This window comes from Streptomyces griseoviridis (assembly GCF_005222485.1).
GTDB classification, from domain to species: domain Bacteria; phylum Actinomycetota; class Actinomycetes; order Streptomycetales; family Streptomycetaceae; genus Streptomyces; species Streptomyces hintoniae.
This window is the reverse complement of sequence record NZ_CP029078.1, coordinates 3,294,631-3,310,419: the sequence shown is the minus strand read 5'-3', so window position 1 is coordinate 3,310,419 and position 15,789 is coordinate 3,294,631. Positions and strand designations below refer to the sequence as shown.

Sequence of the window (15,789 nt, the reverse complement as noted above, 5' to 3'; positions counted from 1 at the left end):
GTGTCAGGCACGGGCCTCGGTGGTGGCGTACGGGTTCAGGGCTTGGGCGAACGCGGCGGTGAGCACCGGGGCCTGCTCGGGGACGGTCATCAGGGCGCGGACGAGGGGGGTACCGATGACTACGGCGTCCACCAGTGGCGCGACGCGTTCCGCGAGGACCGGGGCGGAGATCCCTACGCCCGATACGACGGGCAGGGGGCTCGCGGCGCGAAGGCGTGTCGTGAAATCGGCGAGCGCGGGGACGTCGAGCGGGCCGCGGTAGCCGGTGGGGGCGGTGCTGGCGGGTGCGTAGAGCCATCCCGACGCGCCGGCGGCCACGGTGGCGAGGTCGGTGTCGGCGAGGTGGCGCGGGACGAGGCGTGGGGTGGAGAGGTGTGCGTCCTTCGCTGCGGCCTGCCAGCGCTCTGCCTGGTTGTCGGGCAGGTCGACGACCATGGCGCCGACGGCGCCCGCGTCAGCGAACAGTCGGGCCAGGCGTTCGGGGCGGTGCCGGCTGACGGGGCCTCAGTAGGTCATGACGACGGTCGGCCGCAGGTCAGCGGCGTGCTCGACGGCGCGGAGGGCGCGGGCGAGGACGTTTCCGCGAATCAGGGCGCGGTGGTAGGCAGCTTGGATGACGGGCCCGTCGAGGCTGGCGTCATGGTGGGCGAGGCCAATCTCGAACAGGTCGGCGCCGGCCCGTGCGATCTGGGCGAGCTGATGGCGCTCGGCGCGAGCCGCATGGAGTCCGCCGGGGATGAACATGCCTAGCGCGCAGCGGGGTTGAGCAAGGAGGGCCTGCAGAGAGTCGGTGGTTGCCAGGAGGCGTCTTTCTCGAAGGGCGGGGAGGTCGAGGCGGGTCAGCGGTGGTGTGGGGTCGCCGGTGAGGGCGGGGAGGCCACGGGGGTGGTGGCGCCACTCCGGGAGTGGGCGGCCTGGGCGCGGGGCGAGGTGTCTGTGGTGGGCTGGTGGCTGAAGGCGGGGGCCACGCGGTCGAGGGCCCGGGCGATGTGCTGGGCGTAGTTACGAGCGTCGGAGAGTTGCTCGGCGACAGCGGCGGGGTACCGGTCCCACTGGGCTTGGTACTGGTAGCGCTGGATGATCTCGGCGGCGTTGCGGAGCTGCTCGGCGACCTGCCGCAGGACAGCGTCCGGGGCGGTTGTGGTGTGCGTGGCCTGCAGAAGCGCGTCCAGCGCGGTGGGCAGTGATTCCTCGTGCGTGGGGAGACCGTAGAGGGTGGCGTGCAGTGCCTGGGCACAGGCCGTCACGGGTCCGCCCCGACCGCTGCTGCGGTACTCGCTGGGGGCATGTCGGCGGGCGTTGAAGAGGACGGTCACGTCCCGGGGAGCAGCCCCGGGGTGGAGCTGGTCAGCGAGGGCACGGGCGAGATCATGCACGGTGGGGAAGTCGGAAGACGTGGAAGCTCCTCGGATGGCGGTGCTGAATTCTGTGGGGTGGTCAGCGGGTGTGGCGCCGGGCAATGCGCGGCGACGGCGTGGAGGGTGCCTTCTGCTGTCTGGGCCCCTGGGCCTCGGAGATGAGCCGCCGGTCCTCAGCGCGCGCTGAGAATGAGGCGAGGCGGCGGGAGAGCCGTCGCGCCACGGCGCCATAGGTGGTGGCCGCTCGCTCCATCTCCACACCGGCACGGCGGAGTTGATCACGGCTCGCGGAGGGGGTGGAGTCGGCGTCCTGGTACAGCAAGATCTCGGTGCGGTGATGGATGGCGAGGTTGCACAGGGTGGCAGCGAGTGAGATCTGGGCGCAGGCGCCGACGAGGTGCACCAGGTTCTCGGCCCCGTCCTTCATCGCGGGGTACTCGCTGACCGACAGTTCGTGCACCTGCCGCGTGCACTTCATGGCCAGCTCGTGCGTCCGCAGGCTGAGGGGTGCGATATCTCGTACGGGCTCGGTGATCTCGCCCTCCTGGATTCGTGCCGCCTCCGCGGACAATTCCTCCAGTACGGGGACGACCTCGCCGAGAAGGCGGGTGTGTTCGGTCAAGTCGACGCTGTGCACGACAACTCCGTGAGGACGCGGGCGATATGGGACAGGGGAAGACGGTTGCCTGTTGAGGTGCAGGAACGGATTCGGTCAGAGGGCTTCCCACAGCAGGCGGGTGACGTGGTCGTTGCCGTGGCCGGTGCGTGGGCGGGACGGCGTGTGCCAGCCGGCACGGGGCGGTCGGCTGGCGATGACGCGCCATCCGGCGCCGCGCAGTGATGAGCCGCTCTCGCCGTCCTGCGTGTAGGTGACCAGCCGTCGGTAGCCGAGGGCCTTCGTCGCCCGCCACGCGGCACCGTAGAGCAGTGAGTTCGCGTTGGGCGTGCCGTCGCTGGCGGTCCGGGTGACTTCGAGGGTGGCGCCGTCGTCCAGGTGACGGGCCACAGGCCGGCCGACGATGGCAACGGCGCGCAGCGTGCCGGTCCCGTCGGCGGCGCCGACCGAGAAAATCTGTCCTGCGGGCGGCGGGTGGTGACGGTGCCAGGTGCGCACGAAGTCCTTCGCCTCGCGGGAGCGGATCGGCACCAGGTACAGCGGGGCGGCGCTCACGCGGCCGTCCCGGAGTCGGACTGTGCCGGCGCGTGCTTCGCGATGGCGCGGGCCGTGATTGCCTTCGACGCGCGGGCGGACGCCGCGGACAACTCCTCCGCTCCCGGCTCCCGGTACCACGGCCGCAGGTCGAGCATGGCGGCGCGCATGCCGGTGGCGAAGCACAGCGCGGAGCCCTTGGGCAGCGCGCGGATCGCGTCGGTGGGCAGGATCCGCTCCTGGCGCATGCTGACCGAGGTCGACTTCCCGGACTCCGAGTAGGAGGTAGACGTGGTCTCCACGTCGTGGTCGCCGATCAAGCGGCTGAGCTTGTCCGCGAAGTCGGGGTCATCGATGCCGGAGCCGATGACCTTTATGGTCGAGGCGGACCACATGGCGTCCATGCCCGCGTCTCCCCAGACCTTCTGGCCCTGGCGGTAGGACTGGAGGATGGTGATCGGGATGATTCCGCGGCTGCCGAGGTGGGAGTACAGGTCCGGCAGGTCGCTGATCTTGCACACGTTGGCGGCCTCGTCGAGGATCGCCAGCATGGGCGGGTCCAGGCGTCCGCCGGCGCGCTCGGCCTGGGCGGTGGCCGCGCGCATCACGGAGTCTGCGCACGCGGCGATCAGTGCCGAGGCCCCGCCTCCGCCGTCCTTGCTCAGCAGGAACAGTGTGTCGGTGGAGGTGACGAACTCCGACGGGCGGAACTCAGGAGCGTCCTTCTGCGGGGTGACCCAGGCGGCTATCTCGTTGTTCAGCAGTGCGGCGGCGTACTGGCGGGCGGTCTCGTAGATGCCGTCGCGCGTCTCCGGGGGGCCCTCGACGGTGCCCTTGAGCTGTGCTGCGACGGCGGCGAAGTCGTGGTCGCGGAGGATGTCGAGCGGGGTGCGGTCGGCAGGGGCGGCGAGCCACTGCATGATGTCGGTGATGGGGCGCTCGTCGAGCGCTGCGGCCAGGAGAAGCTGGGAGAGGATGTTGCTGCCGGCCTTGGACCAGAAGTCCCCCTGCTGGGAGGCGTCCACCGAGGCGGCGAGGAAGTGTCCGGCGAGCCGGTTCGCCCCGTCCAGGGTTTTCGCGCTGGCGAGGGGGTTCCACCACATCTCGCGTGCGGCGTGCGCGATCTGCTGTGGGTCCATGGTCCACACCTGCCCGCCGCGGGAGCGGGCCTCGTATGTGGCGGTGAATGCGTCGCCAGCGGCCTTGTTCGAAGTCAGCAGGACAGGGCCGGGCGCGGCGAGCATCGAGGGGATGGCGAGCGAGGTGGTCTTGCCCGAGCGGGGCGCCATGATGGCGACGGCCACATCTTCGTAGCCCATGCGCACCTCGTGCCGGGTGTTCTGCAGGTTGCCCAGGAGGATGCCGGTGTCGCGGGCTTCGATGCGCTTGGCATCTTTCAGGCTCGGGCGCAGCGAGCGGACTTTGCCGGTGATCGCCTTGGCCATCAAGGGTTCGATGTCCCGTGCCTTGGCCATGCCGGTGATCTTCTTCCGGCCGGCGCCGCGGTTCTTGTGCCGCATCCACAGGGCGATCCCCGTTCCCCCTAGAGCCAGGAGGAGTAGAACGGGAACGATGCGTGCCCCGAGGAGAAGGGCGTTCTCTCCGACCTCGGGCCATACCTGCTCGGGGCGGAGCAAGGCGTTGGTCGGCTGATAGGGGGCCCAGCTGTCGCCGGTGAGGTAGGCGGTGCCGTTGCCGCACAGCCAGGTCAGGTGGGACAGGGGGACGACGACGGCGAGCACGCCGAGCAGGAGGCGTAGGAGAAGGTCGTATCCGTCGGTGGTGCTGTTGGAGGAGGGCGGCAAGGGCTACGTGCTTCCGAGTGGGAGGTGACGGTCAGCGGCTGCGGTCGTGTCTCGGCGGCGGCTGCCGCAGGGCGGGCGGGACCGGCGGCGCGCCGGTGTGCCGGGCAGCCAGAGAGCGGACGCGGCCTTCCAGCGCGCCGGCGACGTACACGACAGGTATCTCGACGAACTGACGGGTGACGACGTCAGGGTCGAGGGTCGGCAGACTGCGCCCGCTGTCGATGCGGTGGATGGGTGTCGGGTCGGCGAGTGCGGCGGTGAACGCGGCGACAAGGTACGGCGGAGTGTGCGCACCGAAGCGGGCCTGCCAGACCTTCTGGTGCGTGCCGAGGGTGACCGTGACGAACCAGGCTCCCGGATCAGCGGGTGTTCCCAGCCGCTCGACGTGCACCGTCTTGTCTGGGGAGGCAAGGCCGTTGTCACCGTCCGGTGTCCAGCCGACCTGCCGGAGCGCTCCGTACGGGTCGCAAGGCGCGTCAGCGGCTGGGGCCGGGTCGGTGAAGGCGTCGGTGAAGGCGGCGATCAGTTCGACGGGCGTGCGGGCGCCGAAGCTTGCGTACCAGGCGGGCTCGGCTGCGTACTGCAGGGTCCACCACTGGTCGTCGGGGTCAGGCTCCAGGCGTAGGAGGGCCTTCTGGTCGGGACTAGAGAGCAGGACACGCGGCATCAGGGGGTCGTCGCCATGACTCCAGCCGCAGGCACGGTGGAGAGGAACAGTGATCCAGGCGGGGTCGCCACCGCCGGCGAGGTGGCGCGGGGTGATGAAGTCGACCTCGACGTTCTCAAGAGAGGGCATGGTCACTTCCGCAGCGGGGATCGACGGACAGGGGCGGATGCCGGCACGGGGGCCGAATGTCCACGCGTGGTCCTCTGGGCGGCGGCGTTGACTTCCCGGAGGGCTTGGCCTTGTGTCGCCCAGTCGTCGAGGTAGCTCCATGAGTCGGCGTGATGCTCGGCAAGGGCAGCGTCGAAGTCGTCGGTTCCGGGCGTCGCGGTGAGGGGAAGCCCGTTCTGGGTGGCCAGCCAACGCTCGTGCAGGTCGTCGAGCCGTTCGAGGGCGTAACTCAGGACACTCACCTGGTAGGCCCAGCGGTTCTGCACCGCGTTCTTGGGCAGTCGGGCCAGCTGGGTCTCGGCGGTTGCCAACAGGTGACGGGCGCCGTAGCGGAGCGGCTCGAACGCCTCGGCGGTGGCGGCGTCGCGCTGGCTCGCGCGCATGCCGTAGGCGTGCTGGTCGTGAGGCCAGCCGTCAAGGTCGGTGTGCTCATCGGAGTAGGCGTCCCAGGCGTCGAGGATCTGCTTGCTCTTGGTGATGAAGTCGTCGAGGAGGCCGAGGTAGCCGTCGTGGTCGTTGGTGATGAGATGCGGTCCTCTGTTCAGCGGCGGAAGGCGGGGCGCGAGTTGGCGGCATTCGACGAGGTCGACGCGGCCCTGTTCTGGTGTCCGCGTAGTGAGCGTGCCTGTGCGCGGAGTGCCTTGATGCGGGCGGTGTGCATCGCAACCGTCTGCTGTGGGCTGACGGTGCTTGGCCCGTGAGTGACGCCGTAGGTCGCGGTGCGGTCGAACAGGCCGCGCTGTAGCGGTGCAGTGTCGGTGAGGGCGGTGATGAAGGCGTTCACCAGGTGCTCGGGCGTGTGACCGTGGAAGTAGGCGTGCCACAGGTGTTTGCCGTTGTCGAGGCCGGAGGGACCGTCGCGGACGTCGACGTGCCAGGCCACCGTGTTCGAGCCGTCCTGGGGCTGGCGCTCGATTTTGGACCCCGGCGGATCGCTGTGGGCGACTCCGCTGCCGTCGACGCGCCATCCTGCGGCGTCCAGCACAGACAGCGGGCTCGTCAACTCGGTGGGAACCGGAACGACGAGGGCGTCGGCGAGGGTGGCCAGAACTTCGGCGGGGACGAATTCGCCGAAAGAGGCGTACCAGCCGGGCTCTGTATCGGAGGGCTCGGCCAGCAGCCACCACCATGCCGAGCTGGGGGACTGCGGGTCGAAGCGGAGTCGGTGACGAAGGTCCGGGCTGCGCAGGACGATCTCCGCGCACAGCGGATCGGAGATGGCTCGCCAGCCGGCGGCGGCCAGCCCGTGGGTGACGTGCCGAGCATCCCCGGGACCTGCGAGGTGGCGCGGACTGGTGTCAAGCGTGATCTGTGTGGCGTGCTTGTCGGCGAAGGCGACGAGCTGCCGTTCGCTCAGCGGCACCAGCAGCACTCCTGCTCGCTCGTCGGCGAACTGCCGTACAGGCCCCTCGTGGTGCGCGGCATGTACGGGTGCTCCTGCGCGGCGCGAGCGAGGGCTTCTGCGGGGTCGGGGTTCTCGCGCAGGTAGTCGGTGAGGTCCGCGAGTGTTTCGGTCAGGGGATGGATGGTTTCCGGGGTAGGGGCGGGCATCGGGCTCCTGGAGACGGGGATGAAGGTCAGCGGCGGGGCCGAGCATCGCCGACCGGCGTATAGGGACGGGCAGTGGTGCCTGGGCGACCGCTACGGGCGCTGTTACGGGCCCAGGCGTCGGCGCGGGCAGTTGTAATCCGGTTCTGTTGCCACGCGTTGAGCTGCGAGGGTTTGACGGAGACCGACCAGGTCCGGATCTGTGCACTGTGCGGGACACGTCCGCGTGGGCGCATCACGGGATCTGGGCGGGCAAGTTCGGCTGAGAAAGCTTGGACCAGGTGCATCGGTGTGCTCGGCGTGAAGTTGGCGGTCCAGCCGTTGCCCTGCTTGTCCTGCGCTCCGCTCCACCACATCGCCGAGCCATCGACGTCCTGGTGGTACTGCATCCACGCGGTGCCGTCGGGGCTGGCCGCCATACAGTCCCGGCCCACGAACCGCGTAGGCCAGTTCTGCTCCCGCAGGGGTGCCCAGACGTTGGGGGCGTGTGCGGAGCGGGGACGGGTAAGGGCGTCGGTCAGACCGGCGACGATCTCCACCGGTGTCTGCCAGCCCAAATGCGCAGACCACTCGGCGTTCGCCCCGTCTGCCCTGCCGTGGATGGTCCATCCGCCGGGCAGGACGTACGGGTCGTAGGCGACACGGACGAAGCGGTCCGGGCTCTCCATGAGTAGCGGTCCCCCCGTTTTGGACTTGTCCCGCCAGCCCGAGGCGCGCAGGAACTCCGAGATATGCCGGACATCGCCCCCGCCGGCCAGGGCACGGGGCTGGACGAGGTAGTACTGCTCGGCCGGCTCGCCAGGCCCCCAGCCCTGCCACTGCTTCTTTTTCACCGGCGCCGCCGCACGACGAGCGGTGCGGGCGCCGGGGGCTTTGCCGCCGCAGTGGTGGCGGGCTGGGTGCCAGCGCGCTGCAGGGTGTCTTGGTGTTCGTCTAGGTCGAGGGTGATGTCGTGCAGTTCGTTCGAGGCGCGACCCAGAGCAAGCCACACTTCCGCAGGAAGAGTGCCTTGCTCGGCCTGGGCCTTGGCCAAGTGACTGCCGGTGATGAGGAGGTGGGTGACGCCGTCGAGGACTCCGGCGTCCGGGTCGAGGATGCGGGCTATGACCTGCACGGCCTGGGGCGGAGGAAGCTGAGAGAGATGATCGGCGAGCTGACCGAGCTGGCGGGTGATCTCGTCGGTCAGCCTCACCAGGTAGGGGACGGGGTGGGACATGCTCCTCCAGAGCGGTGGACGGTCAGTGGTCGTGGCGCAGCCCGACGTGCTGCGTCTCGGGGAGGACGGCCTTCGGGCGGTTGCCGGTCAGCGGGTCGGCGCGGTCGGGGCCGGCGGGCATGCAGGCGCGCAGATAGCGGCGGAACAGGGTGGTCGCGAGGCACAGCTTGAGCCGGCGGCTGATCCGCGGGCCAGTGCGGGCTGCTACGGGTTTCTCCGGGAGCCGAGGCGGGGCGCTAAGCGGCCCCGGTCTGGCGCCGGGGCCGCCTGAGTGTTTTACGCGTTGCTGCTGGCCGGCGCGGAGCGCAAGAGGGAACTGGCGGGCACCGGTTGCTGCGCAGGCGGTGCGCTCGCGCACGGAGGCGGTGCACAGCCGGTAGATGACCTTGTCGAAGACCTCGGGGTCTCAGTTGACCGTGTATTCGGCCAGTAACAGGGCGGGGACGGCGCGGCTCGCCACGCGTTTCTGTTCCTCGAAACCGAGGTGGTCTGGCACGGTGTGCCAGACGTAGAACCGCTCGCCTGTGGGGTTATTCGTGGCGTTCGAGGCCGAGCTGTTCCAGCAGGCTGTGGGGCTCGGCGGGGGTGCCGATGTGGGTGGTGGTTGTCAGGGCCTTGACGTAGATCTCGACGTCTGCGCCGTACTCGTCGAGCAGCTTGGCCATGCGCATTTCTCCGGGGTCAGCGGCGGCTGGATACCGGGAACTGGGCGCGGCCCGGTGCGGGGGCCGGTGGCATGGAGGCCGGGGCGGAGGTGGGTGCAGTCCGGGCCGTGGGGTGCTGGAGGGCGGTTCCGATACCGAGCGCTTCGAGCCGCGGGCCGATCTCGCGCAGCGCGCGGGCCTGGGCCTGGGTGTCCTTGCCGTCCAGGCGGTAGATGCCGCTGTGCGGGTCCTGGACGAAGCCGTGGGTGGCGAGGATGTTGCCGGCCCGGTCGTCGGCGGGGGCGGCGGCGACGCTGCCGTCTGGCTGCCAGGTCAGGACGACCCGGTTCGGCTGCGAGGGCTGGATGCCGTCCAGGGCGTTGTGCCGGACTTGGGCGAGCGCACGGTCGTACCGGACGAGGAGGTCGCCAGCGACTTGGTCGGCGCCGAGGAACGGGTCGTCGGTCAGGGCGATGCCATTGGGCTCGGGCACGGCGCGGTACGCCTCGTCGGGCAGGGCGCTCGGGGCGACAGCGGCGAGGAGGAAGCCGTCGCGCTCGTCGTGCCGGTCGATCAGGACGAGCTGGGCGCCGTCGGGGCGGCTGAGGACGGCTGCTTGCTGGAGGGGGTGTTCGGCGAGGGAGGCGGCGACCAGGTCCAGGTCCCATATTCGGTTGGTGAGTTCGGCGAGGTCGTTCTTGGCATCGGCCGTCAGGTGTGTGCGGGTCCAGGTGTCGGGGAGTTCGCTGGCGAGTACGTCAGCGTAGGAGGCGAGGCGCTCGGAGTTGTCGTGGTCGTGCATGGTGTCCTTGGGCAGTTGCAGGGGCTCAGCGGCGCAGGCGGGTGGCGGTGCCGGCAGTGCACGCGGCGGGGGCGGCCAGGCGCACACCGCGGAGGGTTCGAGCTCGTGGTCGGGGACCTGTTCGGCGCAGGCGCGGCGGCCGAGGCGCGCCGGTTAGCCAACGGTTCGCGCATGTGCGCGAGGTCGGAGTGGAGTGACGCGGACGTATGCGTCGGCCAGGTAGGGCAGGCGCCCTACGGCGTTGGTGGCGAGAGGGGAATCGAGGTTTCCCGTCGGCCGGGAATGTCGCGCAGATCTTCGGTCAGGCACAGCGGCTGGGCAGGATCGTCCGGAGCTGCGATGGCTCAGGCCCTGGCGTCTGCGGTGTGCACGAGCTGGCCCAAGGCGGTGGTGGTGTACCAGCCGCAGTCGATCAGCTCGTTGCGGTCGGCGAACCGTGCCAGGAGGGCGTCTTCCATGGCCCGCAGGTAGATCAGGCAGTCCGGGCAGCGGAGCGAGAGGTGCACGAGGTAGCGGGGGTGGGCGGTGACGTAGGACTGAGAGCCGCCGGTTGCGTCACGCAGTCGCCAGCCGTCCTCGTCGGTGGGGGTGTGCCAGGAGGGCGCGACGACGCGCATGGACTCTCCCCACAGTTCCCCGCCGGCCACTCCCTTGAGGACGACCACGGTGTCCCCGGCCTGAAAGTGGGCGTGGGTGATATCGCGGGTGGGAGTGAGCGGGTCGGGGGCGAGGGCGGTGACGGGGGTGGGCTGATGGTCCCAGGACGGAGGGAGCACGCGGTTCCTTCCACGCGATTGCTGGGTGGGAGCATCAATAGTCCGGAGGAACGCCGGTTTGGCTAACCGGCGTTTCCCGGTTATGTTGCCCCGTCGTCAGAGGAACGGGTTCTCCGTCCCGCGGTCTGCCTCGGTCGCTGCGTCGAGGAGTTCGAGCAGGTCTGTGCCTTCGGAGTCGCGCTGGTCGATCCACCATCCAGCACGGGTGATGAAGCGTGCCTTCTCCTCCAGCTCGGCCCAGTCCGCGTCGTCCCAACTGCCTTCCACAACCAGGGCGGTGTGCGCGGCCGTCATCAGCTGATGGCGGGAGCGCTCGCCCCAGTCCAGGACCTTGTCCGGGCCCTCCAGCTGCGGCATCTCGAACTGCCTGGCCCAGGCAGCGGCTGCCTCCTGCTCGACCGCGCGCTTTGCCGCGAGCCACTCCTCCTTGGACTTGGAGTCGGCGTCGCGCGCAGCCTTCCAGCAGTCAGTGCAGTCCTTCGAGGCGAGCCAACGGGCGTAGCTCCGCCGCTTGTCGGCGGGGCGGTTGGACAGGTCATGATCTGCACGGTGGGAGCAGGCGTGCTCCACGGTCCAGTGCGTACGTATTGCCACGTGGTTGTTCCTGCTTTCTGTCTTCTGCGTCGTCTCAGCGTGTCCTGCGGATGGCGTCTGTGGCCGCCGTGGCGATGGCGGCGGGAGCGCTGGAGGGCCGGGGCAGGTGCAGCAGGGTGGTCCCCGGCAAGTGGATGGATTCCGCGGTGAGGGTGAGCTGAAGTACGGCGCAGCCAGCGGTCGTGAGCTGCTTGACGCGGGTGACGGCTTGATCGGTTTCGGCGCTGACGTAGTGGGCGTCGGTGACGATCACGAGGAGGCGGCCGGCGCCGGGGCGGCTGAGTCCGAGGCCGTGGTCGAGTGCGTCGATGGCGTCACCGAGGTTGTGGTGGCCGCCGTTGGCATCGAACGTCGTCACGCGCTCTGGTGCTCGGTGGGTGGGTCGGGTCAACGCGGTCAGGTGCCAGTCGTAGGCGATGGTGGCGGTAAGGGAGTCGGGGTCGGTCAGGGCTGCTGCGCGTGCCACGATCCAGGCAGCGGACGCGACGGGCGCGCAGGCGGCGCGCATGGAGCCGGAGACGTCGACGGCGATACCCACACGCAGCGGTGGGGTGGGGGAGTTCCGGCGGCGGGTGTGGGTGAACGGTTCCGCGGTGGGGACCGATCCGGCCGCGCGCTGAGCGTCTCGGGCGAGGGCGGCGCGCATGTTGAGGCGGCCGGGCGGGGTGGGGCTGGTGGTCCGCTCCTCGGTCCGCTCGCGATAGGCGGCGGCACGCAGGGCGCGGCTCAGGCGCGTGGCGGCACTCTGTTCGGCGGCGGTGGGCCTGCGGGTGCCGGTGACCGGGTTGCCGTGGGGCGCCGGTGTGCCGTCGGGGGTGACGGTGGTGCCACGGGTGTTGAAGACCGACTTGGCGGTGGCGGCGGCTTTGCGTCGCCGGCCGGTCCGCTGAGCGCGGTCCCGTGCCTGTGCCTTGGCCCGCGCGGCCACGGCGTTGGCTGCTGCGGCCTGTGCAGCGAGTTCGGCGGCGTCGGTGGCTGCCGTACTGTCCATGACGGCGCCCACGGCGCCGGACAGCAGGTCGGTGAGGTTCTCCGGCACAGGCAGGGCTGGGGCCGCAGTGTCCAGAGCGTCGCACCATTCTCTCGCGTGGTCGAGCATGGTCGTGGCGTCGTGGTCGGCGCACTGGTGGGCTGCGGTCCAGATACGGGTGAGCGTGGCCAGCAGATGTGCGCCCAGCACTTTTTGACACAGATCGGCGACGGCCCGGGTCTCGCCGGCGTCCAGGATGCCGACGTCACGGCGGCCGAGGACCAGAGCTGCCACGTCGGCGGCGTGCGCGATGCCTTGGACGGTGGGGTGTGCGATGTCGGGCATGACCAGGGTGCGGGCACTGGTACGCAGGTAGGTGCGGTCCGTGGGCCGCGTGATCAGGTGTGCGCCTTCGACACGGCTCTCCTCCAGCAGGAGCGCGGCCTTGACGACACGGGGGTCCGTTCCGGGAGGCGCCGTCCAGACGGAGTGGGCCGCGTGCGCGGCCTCGTGGACGAACACTCCCCAGGCGGCGGGATACCGCTCCTCGTCGCCCACGATCCGCGGATGGATCTCGTGGGGCTCCAGCGGGGCGAACAGGCCGGCGTCGAACTCGACCTCGCCCAGACTGGGGAAGAAGGCGGCCGGTGCGCCGCTGCGCGTGCCGGGGCGGCAGGTGACGAGGAGGTCCTGGCGGCCGGAGAGAGCGACCAGCCGATCGCCGAGTTCGGCTCCCACGCGCAGCCACAAGTGCGGGGAGGAACGGGGTTGCGCGGGCGGGGCGCCGTCGTCGTCCCATCGCGCGAGGTCGGCGTCGTCGTCCGGCGTGGACTGGACGTGGTGGTGTGCGCTCATCGCGAGCGGCCTCGGTGCGCGGAGCTGGTACTGCCTGGGGGCTGCCGGGCGGCTGAGGCGGGGAGCTGCTTGCCGAGGGTGAGGGGCGCGATCTTCCTGACGCCGGCAGCCTTGATGACGGCTTCGCTGACGGCGTCGCGATCCTCCAGCGGAGCGATGCCGACGAGGTTCGCGAGCGCGGCTTTGGTGCCGAGGACGGCCTCGGTCTTCTGGTAGCTGAGCAGTTCCCGCAGTTGGGGGGCCCAGCCCAGCTCGCCGAGTTCGACCTGGCGGGCGAGGTGTTGGGCGACCCGGACCACCCGGGCATCGATCCTCAAGGCCAGGGCGAGGTCGTAGTCCGTGCCGATCTGGATCTGCACGCTGAACCGGCTTGAGAGCGCCTCCGTGAGAACGGCGCCGTGGACGCCGGGATTGTGGCCCGCCACCACGTAGAAGCCCGGCTCGGCCTTGATGGTCTCGCCCTTGTGGGCCTTGACCTGGATCTGCCTGCGCCCGTCCATCGCGGGATACAGCGCCGCCAGGACCTTCGGTGAGATCAGGGTTGCGTCGTCGATCAGCAGGGCACGGCCCTCGGTCATCGCGGTGACCAGCGGACCGTATTGGAAGACGTAGGCTCCCGCGTCGTCCTGTGTGTACTCGCCGATCAGGTCGCCGACCGTGGTGTCACCGTCACCGGCGACGGTGAGCAGGTCTGGGAACGCCGCCTCGACCAGACTCGTCTTGCCGGTGCCCGGAGGGCCGTAGAGCAGCACCGGCACGTCGGCGTCGCGCAGGCGATTCAGCGCCTCGACGTCGGGCAGGTCCGCCAGCTCCCGAGGGTGGTAGAGCTGGCCCCCCGCGCGGCGGATCGGGCCGGTCTGGCCGCGTGTGGCTGCGGCGGGAATGGTGGTGCGGGTCGTGGCCGTCTGGGCGCGGGGAGTGTGGGTGCCCGGTGGACTGATCACAGCGGTCTGCGCGGCTGCAGCGGTTTTCGCGTTCGCGCGGAACTCCGGCTGCCCGGTCCCGTTTCGGTCGGCCTCGCCGCGTCGCACCAGGGTGAGGGCGGCGTTGCGGACGGCGCCGTGGGAGTGACCCAGCTGCCTGGCCATGTCCCCGATGGTGAGCGTGTCCGTCGGCCGGTCGGCCAGCAGTCGGGCCACCTTGGCCCGCAGCTCGCCGCCTTTAGTGCGCGCCGGACTGGTAGGCGTTCCGGTTGTGGTCAAAACGAGGCCCCTTCAACAGGTGCGGGTGCGGGCGGGGTGGGCAGTGCGCTGGAGAGGCCGGCCGCTCTCGGAGCGATCACAGACTGTGCTGACATCGCCGACAGGGCCAACCGCGGCATACCGTCGACCTCACCGGCCGACCGAGGGCTCGGTCCAGGTGCACCTGATGGCCGGCGACGAGCAGCTCGCCGACTGCCGGGCAGGACCGTGCGTCCGCTCCGTACCAGCTTCCGTCGATCGGCAGGCGCAGCCTGGCGTCTCTTCGAAGCCGTCCTGGAGCAGGATTCGCCGGGCGGCGGCGTTGTAGCCGGTGGTGGTGATCTCACCGGTGATGCTGTGCCGGATCGGCATGAACGGCTCTGCTTGGGCCTTGGGCAAAGCGATCTCCTATCGGTGGCGGCGGTCATGCTGGCGCGGGGCGGCGGCGCGGGCGGTGTGGTGTCCGCGGCCGGGCCCGGGCGGGTGCGCAGCACGGGGTGCGATGCGGGGGCAGGACGGCGACGGTCGCCCCGAGGTCTTCGGCTGTCTCTTCGACTTCGCGGCTGAGGAACTCGATCTGCGGGCCCAGCGCTGAGAGGCGGGTGGCGATCTGGCGGCCCTGCACGGTCTCCGGGGCGCTGGCGAACTGGCTGCTGGTCTCCAGAAGTTCCGGCGGGCGCACCATCGGGCCGGCGGCGAAGCTGCGCTGGACGGCTTCCAGGAGAGCGGTCGATGCGTCACCGGCACTGTGTCCTTCGACGACGTCGCGGATGAGGTCCTGCAGGGACAGTTCCGGGACTGGTGCCGGGCGGTTCAACCGGGAGATGCCCGAGCGCAGCACGCCGGGCGGGGACCGGAGCGGGCAGCGCCAGGCCGCCTCGTGCGCGTGGGCGAAGTGCCCGATCACCTACCAGCCCGGTACGTCCGGGTCGCCGCGGAGCGCGACCACTGTGGAGTCGTCGTCCTCGACCAGGTAGGCGACGGTGATCGGCTGTCCGTCGGCGGCGTACCACGACTCGTCAGCTCCAGCGCGCCACGCCTTTGCGCGGCTTGGGCCCTGTCGGTCCACATCTGCTGTTCCTTGTCGGTCAGCGGAGCCCTGTGGTTCTGGTCGGCGAGGTTGCTTGCGATCGGGCTGTGGTCCGCCCAGGCGGTGAGGTGCGGCCACAGGCTCGCGTGCTGAGCGCGTTCGGCGGGGGAGCCGGGCGCTGCGGGCCGGTCGAGGGCCCGGCGGATCTCGGCGGCGGAGGATGCCAGGCCGTCCAGTACGGCCCGCCAATCGGCCAGGTGCCGGGCGGGCGGCAGTTCGTCGAGCGCGAGTCGGGCGGCATCGAGGAGAGCCTCGGCGTGGGGGACGAGGTGGGTGGCGTACGCCTCCAGCGCTGCCTTGTCACGGTGGGCTCGTGCTGCCGCGGAGGCGTCTGTGTGGAGGGTGTGGCCGTGGCAGTGGCGTGTCATGTCGAGGGCGATATCGGCCTCGCAGTTGATGACCGTCATCCGCAGCCGGAAGACGCGTGCTTTGCTGGCCAGTGCGGACGCTGTCGGCAAGGGGGTCTCGGGGCCCGGGCTGTTCACGTGTCGTCGGGACTGTCCGGAGGCTGCGGCCGTCAGGTGGGCGGTGGGAGCGTAGGTGGGCTTCGGCGGGATCGGCCGCGCCGGTGACGAGGTGGTGGGTTGGGTGGTGCGCCGCGCCGTTCGGCCGGCGGCGGCCTGGGCGAGCCGACTGCGGCGCTCCTGGAGTCCGCGGGGCCGATCGGGGCGAGGCGGGTTATCGGAGAGGGCCGGGTTGAGGCGGATGTCGGCCTGCACGGTGTAGCCGAGTCGGCGCAGGTCGTGGACGGCTTGGCGGGCGCGGCGGACTCCGTCGCGCTCGGGCTCGCTGAGCCGGTACAGGCCGGGTTCTCCGATCACGGGCTCGAACTCTGCGATTTCCAGGTGCCGGTGGGCGAGGTGCAAGGGCAGGGCGGCGGTGAAAGAGGCGACGAAGCCGTGTTCCTCGTGGTCGCCGAAGGCGAAGTGAGTGCCGGGTTGCAAGAGAGCGGAGTTCTCCTCGGG

General features: G+C 70.6%; 17 protein-coding genes and 3 pseudogenes. All 20 read right to left on the bottom strand.

Features of this window, described 5'->3' with window-relative positions:
• Positions 1-3: 3 nt before the first annotated feature.
• A pseudogene (locus DDJ31_RS39130) lies at positions 4-744 on the bottom strand (tryptophan synthase subunit alpha).
• Between the two features lie 95 nt (positions 745-839).
• Complete coding sequence (locus tag DDJ31_RS13825; protein ID WP_127179983.1) at positions 840-1,247, bottom strand: hypothetical protein; 408 nt, start codon at positions 1,245-1,247, stop codon at positions 840-842.
• 190 nt (positions 1,248-1,437) lie between these two features.
• Complete coding sequence (locus DDJ31_RS13820) at positions 1,438-1,995, bottom strand: hypothetical protein (protein ID WP_240678213.1); 558 nt, start codon at positions 1,993-1,995, stop codon at positions 1,438-1,440.
• A 75-nt stretch (positions 1,996-2,070) separates the two neighbouring features.
• Positions 2,071-2,529 carry an XF1762 family protein gene (locus DDJ31_RS13815; RefSeq protein WP_127179984.1) on the bottom strand — a complete coding sequence of 153 codons (459 nt, stop codon included), beginning with the start codon at positions 2,527-2,529 and terminating at the stop codon, positions 2,071-2,073.
• Positions 2,526-4,313, bottom strand: a complete 1,788-nt coding sequence (locus DDJ31_RS13810) for a type IV secretory system conjugative DNA transfer family protein (protein WP_127179985.1) — start codon at positions 4,311-4,313, stop codon at positions 2,526-2,528. Before DDJ31_RS13810 ends, DDJ31_RS13815 begins: the two co-directional genes overlap by 4 nt.
• Before the next feature lie 31 nt (positions 4,314-4,344).
• The gene (locus DDJ31_RS13805; RefSeq protein ID WP_127179986.1) at positions 4,345-5,109 is read right to left on the bottom strand and encodes a DUF317 domain-containing protein; all 765 of its coding nucleotides are present in this window, start codon (positions 5,107-5,109) and stop codon (positions 4,345-4,347) included.
• 2 nt (positions 5,110-5,111) lie between these two features.
• Positions 5,112-5,531: a hypothetical protein gene (locus tag DDJ31_RS13800; protein ID WP_240678214.1), complete on the bottom strand. Its 420-nt coding sequence runs from the start codon at positions 5,529-5,531 to the stop codon at positions 5,112-5,114.
• 158 nt (positions 5,532-5,689) lie between these two features.
• Positions 5,690-6,511, bottom strand: a complete 822-nt coding sequence (locus DDJ31_RS13795; RefSeq protein WP_127179987.1) for a DUF317 domain-containing protein — start codon at positions 6,509-6,511, stop codon at positions 5,690-5,692.
• Entirely contained in the window at positions 6,502-6,699 is a 198-nt protein-coding gene (locus DDJ31_RS13790; protein WP_127179988.1) for a hypothetical protein, read from the bottom strand. Before DDJ31_RS13790 ends, DDJ31_RS13795 begins: the two co-directional genes overlap by 10 nt.
• 26 nt (positions 6,700-6,725) lie before the next feature.
• Positions 6,726-7,529 (bottom strand): DUF317 domain-containing protein, encoded by an 804-nt coding sequence (locus tag DDJ31_RS13785; protein ID WP_127179989.1) that lies wholly within the window; start codon positions 7,527-7,529, stop codon positions 6,726-6,728.
• The gene (locus DDJ31_RS13780) at positions 7,526-7,912 is read right to left on the bottom strand and encodes a hypothetical protein (RefSeq protein ID WP_127179990.1); all 387 of its coding nucleotides are present in this window, start codon (positions 7,910-7,912) and stop codon (positions 7,526-7,528) included. Before DDJ31_RS13780 ends, DDJ31_RS13785 begins: the two co-directional genes overlap by 4 nt.
• 530 nt (positions 7,913-8,442) lie before the next feature.
• Positions 8,443-8,577: a hypothetical protein gene (locus DDJ31_RS39650; protein WP_276319313.1), complete on the bottom strand. Its 135-nt coding sequence runs from the start codon at positions 8,575-8,577 to the stop codon at positions 8,443-8,445.
• 16 nt (positions 8,578-8,593) lie between these two features.
• Positions 8,594-9,358 (bottom strand): hypothetical protein, encoded by a 765-nt coding sequence (locus DDJ31_RS13770; RefSeq protein ID WP_127182809.1) that lies wholly within the window; start codon positions 9,356-9,358, stop codon positions 8,594-8,596.
• 344 nt (positions 9,359-9,702) lie between these two features.
• A complete protein-coding gene (locus tag DDJ31_RS13765) occupies positions 9,703-10,134 on the bottom strand; it encodes a hypothetical protein (RefSeq protein WP_127179991.1) in 432 nt (143 codons plus the stop codon).
• Between the two features lie 96 nt (positions 10,135-10,230).
• Positions 10,231-10,728, bottom strand: a complete 498-nt coding sequence (locus DDJ31_RS13760) for a hypothetical protein (protein ID WP_171480821.1) — start codon at positions 10,726-10,728, stop codon at positions 10,231-10,233.
• Between the two features lie 34 nt (positions 10,729-10,762).
• Complete coding sequence (locus tag DDJ31_RS13755) at positions 10,763-12,553, bottom strand: hypothetical protein (protein ID WP_127179992.1); 1,791 nt, start codon at positions 12,551-12,553, stop codon at positions 10,763-10,765.
• Positions 12,550-13,692 carry an AAA family ATPase gene (locus tag DDJ31_RS13750; protein ID WP_164785134.1) on the bottom strand — a complete coding sequence of 381 codons (1,143 nt, stop codon included), beginning with the start codon at positions 13,690-13,692 and terminating at the stop codon, positions 12,550-12,552. The genes DDJ31_RS13755 and DDJ31_RS13750 overlap by 4 nt, the downstream gene beginning before the upstream one ends.
• Positions 13,693-13,884: 192 nt before the next feature.
• Positions 13,885-14,106 (bottom strand): hypothetical protein, encoded by a 222-nt coding sequence (locus tag DDJ31_RS13745; RefSeq protein WP_127182811.1) that lies wholly within the window; start codon positions 14,104-14,106, stop codon positions 13,885-13,887.
• Between the two features lie 50 nt (positions 14,107-14,156).
• Positions 14,157-15,231: pseudogene (locus DDJ31_RS13740) on the bottom strand (hypothetical protein); the annotation flags it as partial.
• 84 nt (positions 15,232-15,315) lie between these two features.
• Positions 15,316-15,768: pseudogene (locus tag DDJ31_RS40030) on the bottom strand (hypothetical protein); the annotation flags it as partial.
• Positions 15,769-15,789: the final 21 nt, after the last annotated feature.

Coding starts and splice junctions, on each gene's coding strand:
- DDJ31_RS13805 (WP_127179986.1), bottom strand. CDS start 5,109: ATGCCCTCTCTTGAGAACGTCGAGGTCGACTTCATCACCCCGCGCCAC.
- DDJ31_RS13800 (WP_240678214.1), bottom strand. CDS start 5,531: ATGCGCGCGAGCCAGCGCGACGCCGCCACCGCCGAGGCGTTCGAGCCG.
- DDJ31_RS13790 (WP_127179988.1), bottom strand. CDS start 6,699: ATGCCCGCCCCTACCCCGGAAACCATCCATCCCCTGACCGAAACACTC.
- DDJ31_RS13780 (WP_127179990.1), bottom strand. CDS start 7,912: ATGTCCCACCCCGTCCCCTACCTGGTGAGGCTGACCGACGAGATCACC.
- DDJ31_RS39650 (WP_276319313.1), bottom strand. CDS start 8,577: ATGGCCAAGCTGCTCGACGAGTACGGCGCAGACGTCGAGATCTACGTC.
- DDJ31_RS13770 (WP_127182809.1), bottom strand. CDS start 9,358: ATGCACGACCACGACAACTCCGAGCGCCTCGCCTCCTACGCTGACGTA.
- DDJ31_RS13755 (WP_127179992.1), bottom strand. CDS start 12,553: ATGAGCGCACACCACCACGTCCAGTCCACGCCGGACGACGACGCCGAC.
- DDJ31_RS13745 (WP_127182811.1), bottom strand. CDS start 14,106: ATGCCGATCCGGCACAGCATCACCGGTGAGATCACCACCACCGGCTAC.